The organism is Methanothermobacter sp. K4 (assembly GCF_022014235.1).
Lineage (GTDB): Archaea > Methanobacteriota > Methanobacteria > Methanobacteriales > Methanothermobacteraceae > Methanothermobacter.
In genome coordinates, this window is record NZ_JAKLTD010000001.1 from 233,848 (window position 1) to 254,433 (window position 20,586).

Genomic DNA, 20,586 nt, shown 5'->3' on the forward strand with positions numbered 1-20,586 from the left:
GCAATTACTTCTTAAAATAGTCTCTCAAAATAGTTAAAAATGAAGGTTTTATTCGAACATCTTCCTCATGCACCTTCTTATGGTACCCTCTGCTGCCTTTCCACCCATGAGGTTTTTGAGTTCATTTGCAAGGGCCTGGGCTGCTACGAGATCCGTGTGCCTGATTTCACCCTTATTTATCCACTGGATAACCTCATCATCAAGGTCAGAGAGTGTGTTGATTGCAGCATCCAGTTCCTCCTGCTCCTCAAGGAGGTGCATTGACCTTGCACTTCTCACAAGGAGCTCAGGGTTCATGGCCTTGAGCATTCCATTAACACCTGATGTTTCAACAAGGGATGCTATTGTCTGGAGTGTCATGAGGATCTGCTTCTCAACCATCTCCACAGGTGCCTTGATTATCTGGGTACCCACGTAGTAGTAGTCAAGGACACCTGAAAGTGTTACGGCAGTTACAAGGGATCCCATATCGGCAACTGCACTTGATACATCTGCAGGTACAACGTATGCTGTCTTACCACAGCTTTCTGCAAGTTCAACACACCTTGAAATCTGTTCATCTGTGGCTATGTCAAGTTCACTGCTTGAGTGTCCCCCTATGACGTAGTGGCCGTGCTGTGGTGTTCCAGGGACAGCTGCAGGGTGCATTGATGCTATACCCAGGTCCTGACGGTCCCTTCGAAGTTCCCTTTCAAGGACGTAGTAGAGGACCACCGGGGATACGGTACAGGTGTTGGCTATAACAGCGCCCTCTGGAAGGTGCTGTGTTATGTCCTTGGCTATATCGAAGGTCTTTTTACCGAATGGTGTGAAGAGAACTGCCACCTCTGCCTCGCTGGCTGCCTCAGCATCACTTTCTATTACGGTTACACCTGCATCCTCAACAACCTTCCAGTGTGCATCATCCAGCATCTCCCTTGCTGGCTCTGCTAGCACAACGTCATGACCTGCCTCTGCAAATTCAATTGCCATCCTGCTTCCGCCGTAGGGTGCCTCACCCCCGTATTTTTCAGGCAAGTTCAGCTGGTCCACATAAAGTTTCTGATTACCCGCGCCATAAACTGCAACTTTCATAGTGCTCACCTAACGTTAATATATTGTTAAGTAATTTGAAGGAATATTATAAATTTTGGCATTTGATTCTTTAAAAAAAATAAGACCTAATATAACCTTAAAATGAACTTAATGCTTCAATATAACCTTAAAATCTAATAAATCATAGGTTAAAAATTTTATCGGTTTTTAAAGCCTTCAGACAGGTTTTATCTAAAAATAATGGTGTTTGAGGTTAATTACTTTTTAATATTATGAGCCTCAAACATATTATATTCCAATCAGGCTGGCTCAGGTTCGCCATAGAGTTGCCTTGCGATCTTTTCAAGGGTTTCGATACCCTTGGCCTCCTCCTTGAGGAGTGGGACCTCTGCAACCACCTGGTCACTGAATTTCTCACGTATCTGCTTCAGCCTTTCCTGCTGCAGTTTCCTCCTGGCATTGCAGAACTCACAGTCACTGTCCTCAGGCAGCACCTGGTTGACGATGACACCATCTGCATGTATGCTGTACTTCTCAAGGGCCTTCATCGCCCTCTCGGACTCGTATATGGACATCTCCTCAGGGATCACAACCATCTTGAATGAGGTCCTCTCAGGGTCTGACATGACCTCCCTTGCAGCGTTTATCTGTTTCTTGGTGGCCTCCATATCCTGGAGGGCCCTGTCCTCCTCTTCCTCGTCGCCCATGAATGGGAGTATATTCTTGAAGGCCTTTGCCATGCTGCCGATCTGTCTCCTTATCTTGATCATCTTCCCAACCCATGAGTCCATGAGTTCAGGGAATGAGAGGAGACGGAGTGTGTGGCCCGTAGGTGCAGTGTCAAATATCACGATATCATACTCATCGGTTGTCATGTACCTCAGGAACTGGTCGAATGCTGCGGCCTCATCGATACCAGGGGACATTGATGCCATGTCCATCTGGTCCTGGAGCATGTCAAGTCCCATTCCAGGGTTCATTGATGCCTGTTCTCTTAGCTTTGCCTGGTACTCCTCCATTGCAACCTCAGGGTCTATCTCAACCGCGTAGAGGTTATCTGTTATCATGGTTGGTGTGTGACCTATCTCCCTCTCAAGGGAATCTGAAAGTGAGTGTGCGGGGTCTGTTGAGATAACCAGTGTCTTCTTGCCTGATCTGGCCATCCAGAGTGCTGTTGCGGCTGATATGGTTGTTTTACCAACCCCTCCCTTTCCACCTATGAACACGAATGTTGTTTTGCCCTTATTGAACTTGAAAAGATCCTTAAATGCCATTGTACTCCTCCTGTAAGAATCCGTGATGCTGATGAACACCTTCACATGTTACCTTACATTGATTTATATGGTTATATAAAATATACCCTACTTACTTTTAACCATTGCTACTGTGGAGAGGGTGGTTTCATGAGACATGTTCCAGGGCTTGGTCCCCACGTGAGGGAGAGGATAGAGGAGTTCATAAAGGCCAAAGTGGCTGATAGCAGGACAGATGGCGTTGTGATGGGTCTCAGTGGGGGTGTGGACTCTTCAACTGTCGCCTACCTTGCAGCAGATGCCCTTGGCCCTGAGAGGGTTCTTGGTATAATCATGCCATCTGACACAACACCCCCCGAGGACCTTAAACATGCAGAACTTGTTGCAGAGGAAACCGGCATAGAATATGAGACCGTGAACATTGAACCCATTCTGGAGTCCTTCGGTGGTATGTGCGGTCACCGGGCCAGCAGACTTGCTGTGGCGAACCTCAAGCCAAGGGCAAGGATGATGGTCCTCTACTATCATGCAAACTCCATGAACCGGCTTGTGGCCGGTACCGGTAACCGTACGGAGCTCCTTGTGGGTTACTTCACCAAATACGGTGATGGGGGAGTCGACATACTTCCAATTGGAGGTCTATACAAGAAACAGGTCCGTATGCTTGCAGAGGAGCTTGGTGTTCCATCTGAGATAATATCCAAGGCCCCATCAGCCGGCCTCTGGCCCGGCCAGACCGATGAGGAGGAACTGGGGATAAGCTATGATGTCCTGGATGAGATCCTCTTTCTGCTGGTTGATAAAAAAATGAGGGTTCCTGAGGCCGCAACTGAACTTGGAGTGCCTGCTGAAGAGGTTAAGAGGATACATTGGATGATCCGCGCAGCAGGGCACAAGCTCAGGCCCCCTGAAATAGCCGATCCAGGGGTGATCTGATGTTCACGCTGATATACATAACGACCTCCGGTCAGGAGGAATCCGCAAGGATCGGGCGTAGACTTGTTGAGGAGAGACTCGCGGCCTGTGTGAACATCATACCCTCCATAAAATCATTCTACCACTGGGAGGGCTCCCTTGAGGAGGATGAGGAGTCGGTCCTCATTGTTAAAACAGCCAGTGAATTAACCCAGCAAATAATTAAAAGAGTGAGGGAACTACATAGTTATGATAATCCATGCATAATTTCAATTCCCATAACAGGGGGATCCCGTGATTACCTTGAATGGTTAAATAATGAAGTCAAAAAGCCATGACGGCGGTGATTCAGTGGATATTGAGAGTAAATGGCGCGATAAGTGGAGAGATGCAGGAATATTTCATGCTGACCCCGATGACAGAGAGAAGATCTTCCTGACAGTTGCCTATCCATACCCCAGTGGTGCCATGCACATAGGACACGGAAGGACCTACACGGTCCCGGATGTCTATGCACGTTTCAAGAGGATGCAGGGATACAACGTCCTCTTTCCCATGGCCTGGCACGTCACAGGGGCCCCAGTAATAGGGATAGCCAGGAGGATACAGAGAAAGGATCCATGGACCCTCAAGATCTACAGGGAGGTCCACAAGGTACCCGAGGAGGAACTTGAACGCTTCAGTGACCCTGAATACATCGTTGAATACTTCAGCAGGGAGTACCGTTCTGTGATGGAGGATATGGGTTACTCCATAGACTGGAGGCGTGAATTCAAAACCACTGACCCCACCTACAGCAGGTTCATACAGTGGCAGATAGGGAAGCTCCGTGACATGGGCCTTGTTAGGAAGGGTGCCCATCCAGTGAAGTACTGCCCTGACTGTGAAAACCCGGTCGGTGACCACGACCTCCTGGAGGGGGAGGGTGTGGCCATAAACCAGCTCACACTCCTCAAGTTCAGAATAGATGATTCCTACCTTGTTGCGGCCACCTTCAGGCCCGAAACCATCTACGGTGCAACCAACCTCTGGTTGAACCCGGAGGAGGAGTACGTGAGGGTACGGACAGGTGGTGAAGACTGGATAGTAAGCCGTGCCTCCCTTGATAACCTGTCACACCAGAAGCTGGACCTTGAGGTTGAGGGTGATGTGGACCCTGAGGAACTCATTGGAAGGGAAGTTGAAAACCCTGTGACAGGAAAAATGCACCCCATACTCCCAGCCTCATTTGTTGACCCTGAATATGCCACTGGAGTGGTATTCTCTGTACCCGCACATGCGCCTGCAGACTTCATAGCACTTGAGGACCTCAGGAGAAACTCTGAACTGGTTGAGAGGTATGGTCTCAGTGATGTGATTGAGGGCCTCGAACCCATCAATGTTATCACAGTTGAGGGCTACGGGAGGTTCCCTGCCGCGGAAGTCATCCAGAAATTCGGGGTTGAAAGTCAGGAGGATGAACGCCTTGAAGACGCCACAGGGGAACTCTACAAGGTTGAACATGCAAAGGGTGTGATGAGCAGACACATCCCTGTTTACGCTGGAATGAAGGTTTCTGAGGCCCGTGAGGTCATAGCAGATGAACTGAAATCTGAGGGCCTGGCCGATGAGATGTACGAGTTTGCAGAGCGCCCTGTGATATGCCGCTGCGGTGGAAGGTGCGTTGTGAGGCTCATGGAGGACCAGTGGTTCATGAAGTACTCTGATGAGGAGTGGAAGGAACTGGCCCACAGGTGCCTCTCTGCCATGAAGATAATACCCGGGGAGGTACGGTCCAACTTCCAGTACTACATTGACTGGCTGAATGACTGGGCATGTTCAAGGAGGATAGGTCTCGGTACAAGGCTCCCCTGGGACGATAGGTGGATAATAGAGCCCCTAACCGATTCAACCATCTACATGGCCTACTACACCATCGCCCATAAACTGAGGGGGATGGACCCTGAGAAACTGGATGATGAGTTCTTTGATAGCGTCTTCCTTGATGAATCCGGAGAGGGGGCTGAACTCAGGGAGGAATTCAGCTACTGGTACCCCCTTGACTGGAGGTTATCTGCCAAGGACCTCATAGGTAACCATCTGACATTCCACATATTCCATCACTCCGCCATATTCCCTGAATCCCACTGGCCCCGGGGTGTCGTTGTATTTGGAATGGGCCTCCTTGAGGGTAACAAGATGTCCTCATCCAAGGGTAACGTGATACTGCTGCGGGATGCAATAGAGAGGCACGGCGCGGATGTTGTGCGCCTGTTCCTCATGTCATCTGCAGAGCCCTGGCAGGACTTTGACTGGAGGGAGAATGAGGTTACAGGGACCAGGAGGCGCATCGAGTGGTTCAGGGAATTCGGTGAAAGGGTCTCTGAGATATGGGAAGGTGAACTGGTCCTCTCAGAGCTTCCTGAATTTGAGCCGGAAAGCTTCGCGGGTAAGTGGATGATCTCTCAGCTCAACCACAGGATACGCGAGGCCACAGATGCCCTTGAATCATTCCAGACCCGTAAGGCAGTGCAGGAGGCCCTTTATCTCCTGAAAAAGGATGTGGATCACTACATGGCCCGTGTTGATGGCCGTGTGGACATGGAGGTTAAAATGGTGCTTGCACATGTTCTGAGCGCCTGGATAAGGCTCATGGCACCATTCACTCCCTACACAGCCGAGGAGATGTGGGAGAGATATGGTGGTGATGGTTTCGTATCAGAGGCCCCATGGCCCGGCTTCAGGGAGGACGCCATAAGCAGGGAGGTTCAGGTTGCAGAGGAGATGGTTCAGAACACCGTCAGGGATATTCAGGAGATCATGAAGATACTGGACGCCCGGCCTGAGAGGGTGCACCTGTACACATCACCACCCTGGAAGTGGGATGTCCTGAGAATAGCATCTGAGGTTGGAAAGCCAGATATGGGTGCTATAATGGGGAGGGTTTCAGCCTCCGGTGTCCACAGCAACATGAAGGAGGTCTCGGAATTCGTGAGGAGGATCCTCAGGGATGCAGGTAAATCTGAGGTCGTTGAGGTGGATGAGTACAGTGTACTGGTTGATGCCAGTGACTACATAAAATCAGAGGTTGGGGCTGATGTGGTGATCCACCGTGATGCGGACTACGACCCTGAAAACAAGGCCAAGAATGCTGTTCCCCTTAAACCCGCAATATACCTTGAGACATGAGGTTAAAGGGGACATTAATTTTTTTATTTATCCGTGTCTGACCCTTCTTTATTGAAAAAATAATATAATGGCTTGGGGATTATAACGCTTATTTTATCAGATGCTGGCTTTCACTGGATGTTATCTGAAGATTCAACCCTGTTTTCAAGTGTTCCCACGCCCTCAACGGTGGCCCTTACGGTGTCTCCTGGTTTCATCTCTCCGACACCGGGTGGTGTGCCGGTCGCAATGACATCACCAGGCTCCAGTGTCATGATCTCTGATATGAATTCAACCAGTTCCTGCACGGTGAATATCATGTTGGATGTGCTGGATGACTGCCTGAGTACTCCATTGAGTTCAAGGGATATATCAAGGTTGCTGGGTTTGATATCAGTTTCTATGAATGGCCCTATGGGGCAGAAGGTGTCAAAGCTCTTTGCACGCGTCCACTGTCCATCACGCCTCTGGAGGTCCCTTGCAGTTACATCATTGAGTACCGTGTAGCCTGCTATGAATTCATCCGCCTCCCCTGCATCAACGCACCTCGCTCTTTCTGATATAACCGCTGCAAGTTCAACCTCATGGTCAACCTCCGAGGACATTGCAGGGTATACTATTGTATCACCATGACCTATGACCGCCGTTGGTGGCTTGAGGAATATGACCGGTTCATCAGGGATGTCCATTCCGAGTTCAGCTGCGTGGTCCCTGTAGTTGAGACCCACACATATAACCTTGGAGGGTGAAACTGGGGGGAGGATCCTCACATCCCCCATATGATGTTCTGAGATAACCTCTGGATCCTCAAGGAGGTAGTGGTCACTTTCAACCTGAAATACCCTTTCTCCATCTGTAAAACCATAGAGAACCCTTCCGTTATCTGAAAAGCGGAGGAACTTCATTGATACACCTCATGGGATTATCCTCTCAATTGGCACAACCAGTATATCCCTTGCCCCCACGGCCTTGAGCCTGTTCACCAGGTTGAAGACCTCCTTCTCATCCACAACCGCATGGACAGCCACAACACCATTATCAGATAGTACCTCCGAGACCGTGGGTCCTGTCATGCCTGGCATGAGTGCCCTCACACGATCAAGGTTTTTCCGGTCTATGTTCAGCATGACGAGCCTGCGGCCCTCTGCATCTATAACTCCCCGTATCCCTGTTCTGAGTTCCTCTATCAGCTGTCCCTTGCGTCTGTAACTTTCAGGGTTTGCTATGAGTTTCACTGAACTCTCAAGAAGTGTGTCAATGACCTTCAGGTGGTTCATCCTGAGTGTGGTGCCGGTGCTGCTGAGATCGGTTATGAGGTCCGCCACGCCGATGAATGGCGCTATCTCTGTGGAACCTGTGAGTTCAACTATCTCGGCCCCTATGTTCCTTTTCCTGACGTAGTCCTCTGTTATCCTGGGAAATTCTGTTGCTATAACCGCACCGTCAGGTATGTCCTCTGGTTTCTCGATGGAGGAGTCCTCGGGGGCTGCCAGTACCAGGCTGGCCCTCCCATAGTTGAGGTCCTCAAGGATTTCAACCTCACTGCCCCTCTCCACTATGAGGTCGTACCCTGTGATACCAAGGTCGGCCGCCCCATCTGCAACGAATTCGGGTATATCGGCTGCCCTGCTGAACATGACATCGATCTGGGGGTGCTGTGTCTTTGAAAATAGCTTTCTGTTAATTGTATCCTTCAGCCCCACGCCTGCGTTTTCGAGTAGCCTTATTGCAGGTTCGCTTATCCTTCCCTTTGAGGGAACCGCTATTCTTATCTTCATTCAATCCCTCGATGACTCAAATATTTATTGTGAATGCTGTACAATGCATCTCATCTGCAGAATCACATCACTTATATCTCTTTTTAAGGAACCTATATAATAGCTTTAGATTCATCCCAGGTTATAAGTTAAAACTTATAAGTTATAAGGTGATCCGATGGAGAATGAGAGCATACTGATACATGGCGCCCAGGTCCTTGACGCAGCAGGCCCTCGCAGGGGATCGGTTCTGGTGGAGGGTAACATCATAGAGGAGGTTTCAGACACCCTGAGTCCCGGTGACGCTGACACCGTCATTGATGGCCACGGAAAACTCCTCATCCCTGGTCTTGTGAATACACACACCCACCTCTCAATGACACTGTTCAGGGGAATGGCAGATGACCTCCCCCTTGACAGGTGGCTGAATGACCACATATGGCCAGCCGAGGCCCACCTCAACGGGGAGTACTGCCATGCAGGGGCCCTCCTTGGATGCGTGGAGATGATAAGGTCAGGTACAACAACCTTCAATGACATGTACTTCTACATGGACGACGTGGCCCGTGCAGTGGATGAGGCTGGACTGAGATGCGTTCTAAGTCACGGGATGATAGACCTGGGGGATGATGATAAAAGGCGGGCTGAAATCAGAGAGAGCCTCAGGATAATCCGTGAATGTCATGGAATGGCAGATGGACGCATAAAGGTTGCCCTTGGACCCCACAGCCCCTACACCTGTTCAGAGGAACTCCTCCGGGAAACTGCCCGCCTGGCAGCTGAACACGGTGTTGGTATCCACATCCATGTATCTGAAACAGAGGATGAGGTCAGGGAGGTTTTAGAGGCGCATGGAATGTCCCCTGTTGAGTACCTGGATGCAACAGGCGTCCTTGGTCCGGGGACCGTGGCAGCCCACTGCGTCTGGTTGAAGGAAAATGAAATGGAAATCCTCTCAGAGAGAATGGTGAAGGTCTCACACAACCCCTCAAGCAATATGAAACTGGCATCAGGCATCTCACCTCTACCTGAACTCATGGGGAGGGGTGTTAAAGTCTCCATCGGGACAGACGGGGCCGCCTCAAACAATAACCTGGATATGTTTGGGGAGATGAAGACCGCCTCGCTGCTCCAGAAGGTCAGCCTCCACGACCCAACAGCACTCCCTGCAATGGATGTGTTCCGGATGGCAACAGTGAATGGTGCTGAGGCCCTGGGATTTAATTCTGGCCTCATAGAGGAAGGTAGACTGGCGGATATTGTGGTTTTAAACACCCGCAGGCCCCACCTCACACCCTGGAGGAACCCTGCCTCACACCTTGTCTATTCTGCCAGTGGCGCGGATGTTGATACTGTGATATGTGATGGAAGGATTCTGCTACTTGAGGGTGAACTGAAGGTGCTGGATGAGGAATACGTCATGGAACTTGCACAGGGTGCTGCAGAGGAGCTCACCTCAAAACAGTAGGTGTGGGAAGATGATCGCACTATTCGACATCGACAAAACCCTCATACACCGCTCAGAGGTCCATGAGGAGGCATTCAGATATGCTTTCAGGGAGGTCTACGGTGTTGATGCCGCCGTTGACCTCATAGATTACCACGGAAAAACAGACCCTGCAATAGCCAGGGAGGTCCTCAGCCTCCTGGGCCTGGAATCAGGGGATATAGAGGAAGGAATGGATGACTTCCTCCATGAACTTGTAGCTTATGTGGGGGAAAATATCCAGTACGATGATATCCGCCTTATAGATGGTGTTATGGGGTTCCTTGAGGCCCTCAGATCCATCGATGCCTTCATGGGAATTGTCACAGGAAACCTTGAGGACATAGCCCTTATGAAGCTCGAGAGGGCGGGTATTGCAGGTTACTTCTCATTCGGGGGCTTTGGGAGTGACAGCCCCATAAGGGAGGAGCTCACAGAAATCGCGGTTAAAAGGGGGCTTGAGGTGGGTGCCCCCGGAAGAATCGTCCTCTTTGGTGACACACCCCACGATATGATGGCCGGGGCCCATGTGGGTGCCCTTAAGATTGGAATAGCAGCCGGAAGGTACGGGGAGGCAGAGCTCAGATGGGCTGGGGCTGATTATGTATTCAGGGACTACCGCAGCCCTGAGATAATGAGTATAGTGACTTCTGAGCAGTTTTAACTTACCTGATTATCTCTTTATGAACCGCGGCTCTCCCTTCCTGTTGAGTAATATGCTCCTTTTCCATTCCGGGCGTGTTTCAGGGAAATCCTCCCTGTAGTGGGATCCCCTGCTCTCCTCCCGTATAAGAGCTGAGTGGGTCACCAGTGATGCTGTTATGAGCATGTTCTCAATTTCGAGGGCCTCCAGGAGGTTGCTGTTAAATCCTCCTCTTTCAGGGACATCCAGGTCCCCCAGTTTATCCATCAGCGTGGAAATCCTGGACATTGCAGATTCAAGTGACTTCCGGCTCCTCACAATTGCAACATCACTCCACATCGCCTCATGGAGTTCATCCCTTATCTCAGCTGGCCTTATAGATCCATCGCGGACCATACCCTTAATCCGCTGTTCCTCATCCTCAATGAGTGACCTGACCTGTCCCATGGATGAATTCATGGCGTTTTTTGCAGCCGATATACCAGCCCTCCTTCCGAATACCTGTGTATCTGCCAGGGCATTTCCTCCGAGCCTGTTGGCACCATGAACACCACCTGCAACCTCTCCTGCTGCGAAGAGGTTCCTGAGGCTGGTCCTGCCCCACTCATCTATCCTGACACCCCCCATGAAGTGGTGTGCTGTGGGTGCAACCTCCATTGGCTCGGACCTTATATCCACGCCCACATCCAGGAACTGGAGTAGCATGGTCTCAAGTTTCTCCTCTATAACCTCAGCCGGGAGGTGGCTCACATCAAGGTAGACACCGCCGTTCTCTGTCCCCCGACCCTCCATTATCTCGGTGTATATGGCCCTTGCAACCACGTCCCTTGTTGCAAGTTCGCCACGGGGGTCATAGCGGCCCATGAACCGTTCACCCTCACTGTTGAGGAGTATGCCGCCCTCGCCCCTAACGGCCTCAGTTACAAGGACCCCCCTTCGTGACTCGGGGTATACCATGCCGGTGGGGTGGAACTGGACCTGTTCCATGTCTATGAGGTCAGCCCCTGCCTTCCAGGCGATTGCAAAGCCATCACCACCCTTCTGCATGGTGTTGGACGTCACCGGGTATATGTGGCCTGCCCCCCCTGATGCAAGTATGGTGGAGGATGTCCTGAAGGCCACAGGCTCCGAATTCCTGATGGATACGCCCATGGCGCCAAGGACACTGCCATCCTCAACAAGGAGCGATGTTATCATAACCTCATCGATGGTCTCTATATCCCTCCTTATAACCTCCTCCTTGAGGGCCGTGATCATCTCATGGCCTGTCCTGTCCCCATGGTAGCATGTCCTCCTGTAGGTCTGGCCGCCGAAGGGTCTCTGATCCAGGAGGCCTGACTCCTGGCGGTCAAAGAGTGCACCATATTCTTCAAGGTCCCTCAGCCTGTCAGGAGCCTCGTCCACCAGTATACGGACAAGTCTGGGGTCGTTGATGAATCCCCCGCCCCTCATTGTATCCTCAAAGTGGACATCGGGAGTGTCATCCGGATCAACGCATGCGAATGCAGCGTTGTATCCACCTTCAGCCATTCCTGTGCATCCTGATTTGAATGATAATCCCTTTGAAACTATGATTGGTGTCAGTTTGTGTTCAGAAACCTCAATTGCTGCCCTGCAGCCGGCTCCGCCTGAGCCTATTATGAGAACATCGCATTCATAAAGCTCGCTTTCCATGGAGATTATTTTCAACATTCATTATTATAAGGTTTGGCAGTCAATATGTTAAGGTGATGAACAGGGAAGTGAAACATCACCCTCTGTTAAAAGTTGATGATCAGAAAAGTGAAGCCCTTCAACTGGCCAATTTAATAGAACGAATCATCTGCTGAGGGGTGATGAACCCGGCTCATCGCACTGGATGATGATCTCTTACATATACCATAAAGATCACGGGGGTTCTATTTGAAGAAGAAGGATATAGTTAAACTATCAAGGAGGGACTTTGAGAGGGCATGGCTTGAGAGCGGGAAGCTCCTTAAAAAGCCCCACCATGACCTGCAGTATCCCCGCCTGAGGTTTGGTGTGGGAAAATCTCACGTCCTCTATGACACCATCTGGATGATAAGGGAGGCCTACCTCAGGCTGGGGTTCAGTGAGATGGTGAACCCGGTATTCATAGACGAGGAGCACATATACAGGCAGTTCGGCCCGGAGGCTCCGGCGGTCCTCGACAGGTGCTTCTACCTGGGAGGGCTTCCAAGGCCTGACATAGGCCTTGGCCTTGATAAGATCCGGATGATAGAGGATATGGGAGTTGAGGTGACAGAGGACAGGATTCAGGGCCTCAAGGAGGTCTTCAGATCCTACAAGAAGGGTGATATCTCAGGGGACGACCTCGTCCTTGAGGTATCCGGGGCCCTTGAGGTTGAAAGCCATGAGGCCCTAAGGATCATCGAGAGGGTGTTCCCTGAGATAAGGGACCTCAAACCCGTTGCAGGGAGAACAACCCTCAGGTCCCATATGACCTCCGGGTGGTTCATATCCCTCCAGAAAATACATGACAGGTACCCCCTCCCCCTGAAACTATTCTCAATTGACCGCTGCTTCAGGAGGGAGCAGAGGGAGGATTCAAGTCACCTCATGACCTATCATTCAGCCTCATGCGTCGTTGTGGATGATGAGGTTCCCCTCGACGTTGGGAAGGCAGTGGCCGAGGGCCTGCTTGAGCACTTCGGATTCTCAAGGTTCAAGTTCCTGCCTGATGAGAAGAAATCCAAGTACTACATTCCCGGGACCCAGACAGAGGTCTACGCCTACCACCCGGGCCTCAGGGACTGGGTTGAGATTGCAACCTTCGGGTTATACTCCCCCATAGCACTTTCAATGTACGGTATAGACGAGGAGGTCATGAACCTTGGGGTGGGTGTTGAGCGTGTGGCCATGATACTCAACCAGGTGGATGACGTCCGGGAGATGGTCTACCCCCAGATCCATGGCCCCTGGAGGCTCAGCGACAGGGACATCGCCGGCATGCTCAGGATAAACCTCCACCCTGTAACATCAGATGGGAGGATGCTCATGGAGAGGATAATTGAAACCTGGAGGGCCCATGCGGACGCAGATTCCCCATGCAGCTTTGAGGTTTACAGTGGGGAATTCCTTGGTAGGAGGATCAGGGTGGAGGCAGTTGAGGATGAGGAGAACACACGGCTCCTTGGACCCGCGGTCTGGAACACCATCTACATCCACGATGGCAACATACTGGGTGTTCCACCCGGGACTGAACTGGACAACGAACTCATAGCCAGAGCCCGGCGGGATGGCCTCAACACGGGGATAACCTACATGGATGCCCTTGCAGCCGAAGCAGCCTACAGGGTGGAGGAGATGGCTGTAAGTGGCGCCGATGAGGTTGAGGTGAGGAGCACGATAGCAAGGTCCCTCTCTGACCTGAACCTCATCCTGGATGATGTGGCCATGAGGTACATAACGAGCAGAAACCGTGAGATAGACCTTAGGGGCCCCCTCTTCTCAACTGTAAGGGGCAGGCTGGAGTGAGAGGATGATCATAACAGGAAGGGTCAGTTCAGGTTTCGGTGAGGGCGCATACTTCATGACAAGGGACGTCTACCTTGAACAGTTCAGGAAGAAACTGGGTTTCGAGCCATTCCCCGGCACCCTCAACATAGAAACCGGTGACCCTGAAATCGTCGGAGAACTTCGCCTTAGGGCTGATAAAATACATGGTGGGGGCGGTTTCGGGGATGTGCTCTATGTTAGGGCCGTGCTGAACGATGAGGTTGATGGCGCCATTCTGTTCCCTGTTAAAACCCATCACAGGGACGTGTGCCTTGAATTTGTTGCACCGGTGAACCTCAGAAAAACCCTTAAATTAAGAGATGGAGATACTGTTAGCCTAAAGATAATGGATGATGAGTCACCAGATTAATTGAGTGATACAACAGAGTCGTGATCATATGATTCAGGAAGCCCTTAAAGCACTCAGAAAGGGAGAAATGGTCCTTGTATTCGACGCGGACAACCGTGAACGGGAAACAGATATGATTGTTGCTGCCGAAAAAACAACCCCTGATCACATCAGGGTCATGAGGAACGATGCAGGTGGCCTCATATGTGTACCTGTATCCTGGGAGAACTCAGAAAGTCTCGGTATACCCTACATGACCGATATAATGAATGAGGCCTCAGGCCGCTACCCGGTACTCAGCAGACTCTCACCCCATGATATACCCTACGATGAAAAGTCGGCGTTCTCCATAACAGTGAACCACCGGAGGACATTTACAGGAATAACCGACAATGACAGGGCCCTGACCATAAGGGAGCTTGCAGAGCTCTGTAAAAACAAAAAACACCATGAGTTCGGGGATCTTTTCCGATCACCTGGCCATGTCACCCTCCTGAGGGCCGCTGATGGCCATGTGACCAGGAGGAGGGGCCACACCGAGATGAGCATAGCACTCATGGAGATGGCAGGACTTGAGGGAGTTGCGGTCTGCTGTGAGATGATGGATGACAGGACCGGTAATGCGCTTTCAACGGATGACGCCATGAAATATGCGGAGGAACACGACCTCATATTCATGAGCGGAGCAGACCTCATTGAATCATACATGGAATTCAGATCTTAGAGGTGTTTCTTATGGATAGGCTGAAGATAGGAATCAGTGGACTTGATGACACAATAGGCGGCTTCCCCATGGGCAGATCCGTCCTTATAACCGGGGAACCCGGATGTGGGAAGACAATCTTTGGATTGCGTTTTGCAATAAGTAGCTGCATGGAGGGATACAACACGGTCTATATCACAGCCGAGGAGGACGCCAATGACCTCCACATCCAGGCAAACTCCTTTGGCTGGAATACCCAGGAACTTGAGGAGAGGGGACTCCTCAACTTCATTGAACTGACCGGTATAAGGGCCGGGATAACAGAGGCCGAGCTCAGCATGGACATGGACCCAATGAAGGGCAACTTCACCAAGATAATACACGACATCCCCCCTGAGGCTGAGGTGGTTGTGATAGACAGTCTCGGGGGCTACACAGCCAAGTTAACAGCATATGAGTTCAGGAACCAGTTTGACCTCCTGGTATATGAGCTCAAGCAGAGGGGGATAACCTCTGTCATCATACTTGACAGCGCAACCTCCAAGGAATTCAATGAACTTGCCCTCTTCTCGGTCTATGGTGCCATAAAGCTCGGCAGGAGGGAGAACCCCTACACAGGTCGAAGGGAGCGTATAATGGACATAGTTAAGATGAGAAGCACCAAGACACCCCTACAGTTCCTCACCTATGAGATAGGCGGAGAGGAGGGTATAACAATAACAGAGGGGGAGGAGATCCCTGAGGAGGATCTTGAAATTTAACCCCACCACCACTATTTTTTTATCACCTAAAAAATAACCTAATTTTTCCTGAATCTTCTCATTATCTCCTCAAGGTCAGTGTATCCCCTGAATTCTGGTTCTGCTGCTTTAGATATGAGAAGATCCACGTCAAGGTTCTCCTCAACAGCCTCCATGGCCCTCATGCAGAAGTCCTCAAGTTTTATCTCAACCTCGGGGGTTCCGCCCCTCCTGCTCATCTTAACCCGGGGCAAAGGAAGGTACCTCCCCCCTGAGGCCCTCTCGAATATATCCATGTCATAGACCCTGTTGAGGATGGCATGGGGGACCTCAACCCCAAGCCTCTCAAGGACACTTATATGGGCGTCCAGGTCAACAGCCGCAGACTCCACCCCGCCCCTGCTGCAGCCGGCCACCATTATAACCGGTATTCCCGCTGCAAGTGCAATTTCGGCCCCGGAGTAGGGCACGGTTTCATTGAGGAGCCCTGTTAATATGCTCATAACACCTTCGATCAGTATTATATCATACCTTCCCCTCACCGATTTCAGGGCATCCTCAAGGTCCATCCAGCCAAGGTGCCCTATCCTTATGGAGGAGTGTTTCTCCATTGGCTCCTTTATGAGGTAGAGGGCCGGTACTATGTCCCTGACATCAGGGCCCACCTTCATGACCCCCACCCTGAGACCCCTCTTCCTGAGGGCCCCTGCAAGGCCGGTGACTATGAAGGTCTTCCCTGCATCCGAGCCCGTGGATGCTATCATGATTGCTGGCGGGGTATTCCTGGTCTCGCTTCCTCTTTCCTCAACGTTTATACCTGTTCCCACACCTATCTCTGACCTCAGGGTTTTTCTGAGTTCCCGGTTCTTCTCCATTATCCTCTCCCTTGCATCCTCACCGGCGCCCAGAAACTCCAGTATGTTCTCCACAAGGGCGGGGTTCTCATCCAGTGCCCCGTGGACCATGGTACCTGCGACGTTTCCATCATCACTGCAGACACCCGAGGTTACCTCAAGTCTCCTGTCCCTGTAATCGGCCCTCCTTATTATTGAGCGCATTATCTCAGGTGCATCCCCCCTTATCTCACCGTAGGTGTGGCAGTGAAAACCGGTTACCCTCTCACCGGTCAAACCTGCGGTGAGGAATGACTCCCCGGTGACAAGGGCCTCCACACGGTCGTTACTTATCATTGGGTGGAATGATACATTCAGGAGCCCCAGACCCTCCCTGTATATGGGGCACGGCGATTTTCTCCCTATATCCGTCCTCTCTGCCAGTGCCTGGAACCCTGAGCAGATGCCAAGGACAAATTTCCCCTCAGCAGCCATCCTCCCTATCTCTGATCCAAGGTCCGCTGATAGACTCCCTGACTCAACTATGCTCCCACCGGGTATTATGATGCCATCCAGGACCCTGTGGGCCCTCTCACCATTCACGAGGCCATTCTCCTTAACCAGGTCGGTGGGTAGAAATCCAAAATCCTCAAAGGCCGGCACAGAGCCCCTCAGATATGCAAGTCCAATCCTCATGTAAACTCACTCTAAAGGGAGGCTATACCCCTCATTGCAGAGAGTATCATTCCATCGTCCCCTGGCTTTGCCTGGAGCTGCAGGCCCACAGGAACCCCATTAACGTCACCTGCAGGCATGCTTGCAGCGGGTATACCTGCAAGGTTGGCTATTACTGTGAGGACATCGTATGCATACATCTCCATTGGTTCAAGTTCCTCTCCAAGCCTGTGGGGGAGTTTCGGGACTGTGGGGCCCAGTATGATGTCCACGTCCTTCAGGAGCCCCTCTATCTCCCTTCTTATGAGTGACCTTGCCTGGAGGGCCCTCCTGTAGTATTTACCAGATAGTTCCTTCTGGCTGATGTAGGAACCCATGTGTATCCTTCTGAGCACCTCAGGGCCGCATACGTCCTCTATCCTGTGTCCATACTTCCTGCCATCATACTTTCTTGTGGCTGAGAAGAACTCAACATAGTTTATGAGGTAATAGGTTGGGAGGCAGAGGTCGATGTAGCCAAAATCAACTTCCACTATCTCAGCCCCCTCATCCTCTATCAGGTCAAGTTTCCTCTGGATGGCAGCATCTATTGAGTCATCGGTGACCTCAAGGAACTGCTTCACGACCCCGAAGCGAATATCCTTCAGTTCCCGATCCACGCCGAGTTCCCGGTCCTCTGCAATGGTTGTTGGGTCGGTGGGGTCATGGCCTGAGATCACCTCAAGGGTCAGCTGAAGGCCGGATACGTCAGCTGCAAGGGGCCCTATCTGGTCGAAGCTCATGGCAAGATCAAGGAGTCCCTGCCTTGAAACCAGCCCATAGGTTGGCTTGAACCCCATAACCCCACAGTGAGAGGCAGGGTTCCTTATGGACCCCCCTGTATCTGATCCCAGTGCAATATCGCACATCCCGGCTGCAACGGCAGCTGCGCTTCCCCCACTGGAACCGCCGGGTATCCTTCCAGGTGCAGAGGGGTTGTCTGTGGGGCCGAAGAATGAGGTCTCCGTTGAACTCCCTGCTGCGAATTCATCCATATTGGTCATGCCGATTATTATCCCGTCCTCTTCCTTTATGCGCCTTATGACGGTTGCATCATAGCTGCCAGTGTAGTTTTCAAGGGTCCTGGATGCAGCGGATACCGTGAAGCCCTCCACGTTGATGTTGCTCTTAACCCCCACGACTAGTCCCGCCAGTTTACCTGTCCTTTCACCTGAGGCTATCCTTGAGTCTATCTCCTCAGCTTTCTGGAAGGCCTCATCCTCCCTGACCTCTATAAATGCGTTTACATCATCATTTTTTGCCCTTATTGTCCTGATGAACCTTTCAAGGTTCTCTGATGCGGTCATGCCATGATCCTTAATCATTTCAACCTTATCCCTGATTTCCATTTCCAAACACCTGTATACTATCATTAAGTAAACCGATTATCATGAAGAGCTGCATTTGAGGGTCCTCTGCCTTCCCAGGATGGTTATCCTGAGGTATCTTCAGATGCCAGGTCACCCTCCTATCTGGGTTTAATTTCATTTTCAATATTAATAAATGTGAAGATGTCCAAGATCTAGGATATGGAACCATGGATGGAAAGGGTGAAGTGATGGAGAAAACCATTATACTCAAAAAAAGTGATGTTGAGGGTCTTCTGACCATGGAAGACTGCCTGAAGGCTGTTGAGAACGCATTTGTCCAGGATGCCCTTGGCCGCGTCCAGATGCCCCCCAAGATGTACCTATTCTTCAGGGAACACAATGGGGACCTCAGGGTGATGCCCTCCTACCTTGAGGAACTTGAAATGGCGGGTGTTAAGTGCGTGAATGTCCACCCCTCCAATCCCCGTGAACATTCCCTCCCTACTGTCATGGCTGTCATAGAGCTTGTCGATCCAAGGACCGGGTTCCCCCTTGCACTCATGGATGGAACCCACATAACCGATATGAGGACCGGGGCGGCCGGTGGGGTATCCGTGAAGTACCTTGCAGATCGGGAGGCATCAACACTTGGGATGGTGGGTGCCGGGAGACAGGCCTGGACACAGCTCATGGCCATCAGCAGGGTCGCGGACCTTGAGGAGGCCTACGTGTACTGCAGGACACCCTCCCAGCGAGAGAAATTCGCAAAGAGGGCCTCTGAGATCTATGATTTCAGGGTCAATCCTGCACGGGATATCAGGGAGGCTGTGAAGGGTATGGATGTGGTTGTAACGGCCACGCCATCAAGGAAGCCGCTGGTGAAGGCTGACTGGATAACGCCAGGGACCCACATATGTGCCATGGGGGCAGATGCCCCTGGAAAGCAGGAGCTGGACCCCCTCATACTCAAAAGGGGGAGGGTATTCTATGATAACTGGGAACAGGCATCCCACAGTGGAGAGATAAACGTACCCCTCAGTGAGGGGCTGATCACAGAGGAGGACCTTCAGGGAACAATAGGGGATGTGATAACAGGTAAAATTGAGGGTAGAAGATCAGGTGAGGATATAACAGTATTCGATTCAACCGGACTCTCACTGCAGGACGTTACAACCGCCTGGATGGTCTATGAGAGGGCCTCTGAGTCAGGGCAGGGCCTGGAGGTTGACCTGCAGGGCTGAGAAAGATGCTATAAAACTCTGATCTCCAGGTTTTCGTCCTTCACTGCCCCGAGAAAAGATGCTATATAGGATGGTGAACACAGTTAGTTACCGGAGCTGTGATATCATGTACCCCACCAGGACATCAATGCATGAACTCCTCTTAAGGATGGACCATGTGTTTGAGAGGATAAGGATACTCGGGAGGACCAGGGCCCTCAGGAAGGATGAGATAGAGGAGATTGACCGTCACCTCACTGAGATCATGAAGATACTGAACAGGTACAATTAGGCTGGAAGAATGCTCAGTGTAATCCTATTTACCATAACATCCTTCATCATAGGCCTCTCAGGGGCAATGGCCCCTGGCCCCCTTCTCACCGTCACGGTCTCGGACTCCATTCAGGGGGGTTTCAGGGCAGGGCCCCTCCTTGTCACCGGCCACATCCTGGGTGAGGCCATCCTTGTTGTTCTGATATTCATGGGTATGGGCTACCTACTCTCATCAGAGTCCGCATCCTCATTCATTGGGATTGCAGGTGGCTCCGTCCTCATCTGGACCGGAATCAGGGGTCTTAGGTCTGGGGACGAAACATTGGGGGATATTGAAGCAGGTGGATCGGTCCTCAGGGGAGCAGTGATAAGTTTTTCCAACCCCTACTTCTTTATATGGTGGGGTGCCGTTGGGGCCGCCCTCATGTACAGTGGAGTTGAACTTGCAGGTGCTGCTGGACTTGCAGGTTTCCTGGTGGGTCACTGGTCATCCGACCTAGCCTGGTACAGCCTGGTATCTTTCCTATCATCCAGGGGATCATTTGATACATCTGGGAAGGTCTACAGGGCGATTATGGTGGTATGTAATGGGTTTCTGATTATGGTGGGAGCCTACTTTTTTGTTAATGCTTTAATTTGAATATATAAACGGTACGGCCTCAAATCATTAATACCATGAAATGCATAGT

General features: G+C 51.2%; 19 protein-coding genes. 12 read left to right on the plus strand and 7 right to left on the minus strand.

Going from position 1 to position 20,586, the window contains the following annotated elements; genetic code table 11:
• Nucleotides 1-48: 48 nt before the first annotated feature.
• Both L5462_RS01230 and L5462_RS01235 read right to left on the minus strand, forming a co-directional pair.
• Nucleotides 49-1,074: a H(2)-dependent methylenetetrahydromethanopterin dehydrogenase-related protein gene (locus L5462_RS01230; RefSeq protein WP_237779023.1), complete on the minus strand. Its 1,026-nt coding sequence runs from the start codon at nucleotides 1,072-1,074 to the stop codon at nucleotides 49-51.
• A 260-nt stretch (nucleotides 1,075-1,334) separates the two neighbouring features.
• Nucleotides 1,335-2,309 (minus strand): TRC40/GET3/ArsA family transport-energizing ATPase, encoded by a 975-nt coding sequence (locus L5462_RS01235; RefSeq protein ID WP_237779024.1) that lies wholly within the window; start codon nucleotides 2,307-2,309, stop codon nucleotides 1,335-1,337.
• Nucleotides 2,310-2,438: 129 nt separating this feature from the next.
• Between L5462_RS01235 and L5462_RS01240 the strand changes: the two genes are divergently transcribed.
• Genes L5462_RS01240 through leuS form a run of 3 tightly spaced genes read left to right on the plus strand, consistent with a single transcriptional unit; the run spans nucleotide 2,439 to nucleotide 6,371 of the window.
• Nucleotides 2,439-3,224 carry an NAD+ synthase gene (locus L5462_RS01240; RefSeq protein WP_237779025.1) on the plus strand — a complete coding sequence of 262 codons (786 nt, stop codon included), beginning with the start codon at nucleotides 2,439-2,441 and terminating at the stop codon, nucleotides 3,222-3,224.
• Nucleotides 3,224-3,541: a divalent-cation tolerance protein CutA gene (cutA, locus tag L5462_RS01245; protein WP_237779026.1), complete on the plus strand. Its 318-nt coding sequence runs from the start codon at nucleotides 3,224-3,226 to the stop codon at nucleotides 3,539-3,541. Before L5462_RS01240 ends, cutA begins: the two co-directional genes overlap by 1 nt.
• Nucleotides 3,522-6,371 (plus strand): leucine--tRNA ligase, encoded by a 2,850-nt coding sequence (gene leuS, locus L5462_RS01250; protein WP_237779027.1) that lies wholly within the window; start codon nucleotides 3,522-3,524, stop codon nucleotides 6,369-6,371. Before cutA ends, leuS begins: the two co-directional genes overlap by 20 nt.
• Nucleotides 6,372-6,481: 110 nt before the next feature.
• On the opposite strand, the gene L5462_RS01255 is transcribed toward leuS, so the two are convergent.
• Together L5462_RS01255 and hisG are read right to left on the minus strand one after the other, a co-directional pair.
• Nucleotides 6,482-7,255, minus strand: a complete 774-nt coding sequence (locus L5462_RS01255; RefSeq protein ID WP_237779028.1) for a fumarylacetoacetate hydrolase family protein — start codon at nucleotides 7,253-7,255, stop codon at nucleotides 6,482-6,484.
• A 9-nt stretch (nucleotides 7,256-7,264) separates the two neighbouring features.
• Nucleotides 7,265-8,128, minus strand: coding sequence for an ATP phosphoribosyltransferase (hisG, locus tag L5462_RS01260; protein ID WP_237779029.1), 864 nt, complete (start codon nucleotides 8,126-8,128; stop codon nucleotides 7,265-7,267).
• A 157-nt stretch (nucleotides 8,129-8,285) separates the two neighbouring features.
• Here hisG and L5462_RS01265 point away from each other — a divergent pair, with 157 nt between their 5' ends.
• Nucleotides 8,286-9,575 (plus strand): amidohydrolase family protein, encoded by a 1,290-nt coding sequence (locus L5462_RS01265; protein ID WP_237779030.1) that lies wholly within the window; start codon nucleotides 8,286-8,288, stop codon nucleotides 9,573-9,575.
• A gap of 10 nt (nucleotides 9,576-9,585) precedes the next feature.
• Nucleotides 9,586-10,257, plus strand: a complete 672-nt coding sequence (locus tag L5462_RS01270; protein WP_237779031.1) for an HAD family hydrolase — start codon at nucleotides 9,586-9,588, stop codon at nucleotides 10,255-10,257.
• Between the two features lie 9 nt (nucleotides 10,258-10,266).
• Here L5462_RS01270 and tfrA read toward each other — a convergent pair whose 3' ends face one another.
• Complete coding sequence (gene tfrA / locus L5462_RS01275) at nucleotides 10,267-11,910, minus strand: fumarate reductase (CoM/CoB) subunit TfrA (RefSeq protein WP_237779032.1); 1,644 nt, start codon at nucleotides 11,908-11,910, stop codon at nucleotides 10,267-10,269.
• Between the two features lie 228 nt (nucleotides 11,911-12,138).
• Here tfrA and sepS point away from each other — a divergent pair, with 228 nt between their 5' ends.
• The 4 genes from sepS to L5462_RS01295 are packed head-to-tail and all read left to right on the plus strand — an operon-like array spanning nucleotide 12,139 to nucleotide 15,568.
• Nucleotides 12,139-13,734 carry an O-phosphoserine--tRNA ligase gene (sepS, locus tag L5462_RS01280; RefSeq protein WP_237779033.1) on the plus strand — a complete coding sequence of 532 codons (1,596 nt, stop codon included), beginning with the start codon at nucleotides 12,139-12,141 and terminating at the stop codon, nucleotides 13,732-13,734.
• 4 nt (nucleotides 13,735-13,738) lie between these two features.
• Entirely contained in the window at nucleotides 13,739-14,125 is a 387-nt protein-coding gene (locus L5462_RS01285) for a CTP-dependent riboflavin kinase (RefSeq protein ID WP_237779034.1), read from the plus strand.
• A gap of 28 nt (nucleotides 14,126-14,153) precedes the next feature.
• The gene (gene ribB / locus L5462_RS01290) at nucleotides 14,154-14,828 is read left to right on the plus strand and encodes a 3,4-dihydroxy-2-butanone-4-phosphate synthase (RefSeq protein WP_160322825.1); all 675 of its coding nucleotides are present in this window, start codon (nucleotides 14,154-14,156) and stop codon (nucleotides 14,826-14,828) included.
• Nucleotides 14,829-14,839: 11 nt separating this feature from the next.
• Nucleotides 14,840-15,568, plus strand: a complete 729-nt coding sequence (locus L5462_RS01295) for an ATPase domain-containing protein (RefSeq protein ID WP_237779035.1) — start codon at nucleotides 14,840-14,842, stop codon at nucleotides 15,566-15,568.
• A 38-nt stretch (nucleotides 15,569-15,606) separates the two neighbouring features.
• Here L5462_RS01295 and L5462_RS01300 read toward each other — a convergent pair whose 3' ends face one another.
• Together L5462_RS01300 and gatA are read right to left on the minus strand one after the other, a co-directional pair.
• Entirely contained in the window at nucleotides 15,607-17,076 is a 1,470-nt protein-coding gene (locus L5462_RS01300; RefSeq protein ID WP_237779036.1) for an AAA family ATPase, read from the minus strand.
• 11 nt (nucleotides 17,077-17,087) lie between these two features.
• Nucleotides 17,088-18,443: an Asp-tRNA(Asn)/Glu-tRNA(Gln) amidotransferase subunit GatA gene (gene gatA / locus L5462_RS01305; RefSeq protein ID WP_237779037.1), complete on the minus strand. Its 1,356-nt coding sequence runs from the start codon at nucleotides 18,441-18,443 to the stop codon at nucleotides 17,088-17,090.
• 209 nt (nucleotides 18,444-18,652) lie between these two features.
• On the opposite strand from gatA, the gene ala reads away from it, so the two are divergent.
• The 3 genes from ala to L5462_RS01320 all read left to right on the plus strand — a co-directional run bounded on the left by ala (nucleotide 18,653) and on the right by L5462_RS01320 (nucleotide 20,537).
• Complete coding sequence (gene ala / locus L5462_RS01310) at nucleotides 18,653-19,645, plus strand: alanine dehydrogenase (protein ID WP_237779038.1); 993 nt, start codon at nucleotides 18,653-18,655, stop codon at nucleotides 19,643-19,645.
• Nucleotides 19,646-19,751: 106 nt separating this feature from the next.
• The gene (locus tag L5462_RS01315) at nucleotides 19,752-19,916 is read left to right on the plus strand and encodes a hypothetical protein (RefSeq protein ID WP_237779039.1); all 165 of its coding nucleotides are present in this window, start codon (nucleotides 19,752-19,754) and stop codon (nucleotides 19,914-19,916) included.
• A 9-nt stretch (nucleotides 19,917-19,925) separates the two neighbouring features.
• Nucleotides 19,926-20,537: a LysE family transporter gene (locus tag L5462_RS01320; protein WP_237779040.1), complete on the plus strand. Its 612-nt coding sequence runs from the start codon at nucleotides 19,926-19,928 to the stop codon at nucleotides 20,535-20,537.
• The last annotated feature ends 49 nt before the right edge of the window (nucleotides 20,538-20,586 follow it).

What these genes read in the sequence shown, in the direction of transcription:
- cutA (WP_237779026.1), top strand. Translation starts at nt 3,224, where the DNA reads ATGTTCACGCTGATATACATAACGACCTCCGGTCAGGAGGAATCCGCA.
- L5462_RS01230 (WP_237779023.1), bottom strand. Translation starts at nt 1,074, where the DNA reads ATGAAAGTTGCAGTTTATGGCGCGGGTAATCAGAAACTTTATGTGGAC.
- L5462_RS01270 (WP_237779031.1), top strand. Translation starts at nt 9,586, where the DNA reads ATGATCGCACTATTCGACATCGACAAAACCCTCATACACCGCTCAGAG.
- L5462_RS01315 (WP_237779039.1), top strand. Translation starts at nt 19,752, where the DNA reads ATGTACCCCACCAGGACATCAATGCATGAACTCCTCTTAAGGATGGAC.
- ribB (WP_160322825.1), top strand. Translation starts at nt 14,154, where the DNA reads ATGATTCAGGAAGCCCTTAAAGCACTCAGAAAGGGAGAAATGGTCCTT.
- L5462_RS01295 (WP_237779035.1), top strand. Translation starts at nt 14,840, where the DNA reads ATGGATAGGCTGAAGATAGGAATCAGTGGACTTGATGACACAATAGGC.
- L5462_RS01240 (WP_237779025.1), top strand. Translation starts at nt 2,439, where the DNA reads ATGAGACATGTTCCAGGGCTTGGTCCCCACGTGAGGGAGAGGATAGAG.
- L5462_RS01265 (WP_237779030.1), top strand. Translation starts at nt 8,286, where the DNA reads ATGGAGAATGAGAGCATACTGATACATGGCGCCCAGGTCCTTGACGCA.
- hisG (WP_237779029.1), bottom strand. Translation starts at nt 8,128, where the DNA reads ATGAAGATAAGAATAGCGGTTCCCTCAAAGGGAAGGATAAGCGAACCT.
- L5462_RS01255 (WP_237779028.1), bottom strand. Translation starts at nt 7,255, where the DNA reads ATGAAGTTCCTCCGCTTTTCAGATAACGGAAGGGTTCTCTATGGTTTT.
- ala (WP_237779038.1), top strand. Translation starts at nt 18,653, where the DNA reads ATGGAGAAAACCATTATACTCAAAAAAAGTGATGTTGAGGGTCTTCTG.
- L5462_RS01300 (WP_237779036.1), bottom strand. Translation starts at nt 17,076, where the DNA reads ATGAGGATTGGACTTGCATATCTGAGGGGCTCTGTGCCGGCCTTTGAG.
- leuS (WP_237779027.1), top strand. Translation starts at nt 3,522, where the DNA reads ATGAAGTCAAAAAGCCATGACGGCGGTGATTCAGTGGATATTGAGAGT.
- gatA (WP_237779037.1), bottom strand. Translation starts at nt 18,443, where the DNA reads ATGGAAATCAGGGATAAGGTTGAAATGATTAAGGATCATGGCATGACC.
- L5462_RS01235 (WP_237779024.1), bottom strand. Translation starts at nt 2,309, where the DNA reads ATGGCATTTAAGGATCTTTTCAAGTTCAATAAGGGCAAAACAACATTC.
- L5462_RS01320 (WP_237779040.1), top strand. Translation starts at nt 19,926, where the DNA reads ATGCTCAGTGTAATCCTATTTACCATAACATCCTTCATCATAGGCCTC.
- tfrA (WP_237779032.1), bottom strand. Translation starts at nt 11,910, where the DNA reads ATGGAAAGCGAGCTTTATGAATGCGATGTTCTCATAATAGGCTCAGGC.
- L5462_RS01285 (WP_237779034.1), top strand. Translation starts at nt 13,739, where the DNA reads ATGATCATAACAGGAAGGGTCAGTTCAGGTTTCGGTGAGGGCGCATAC.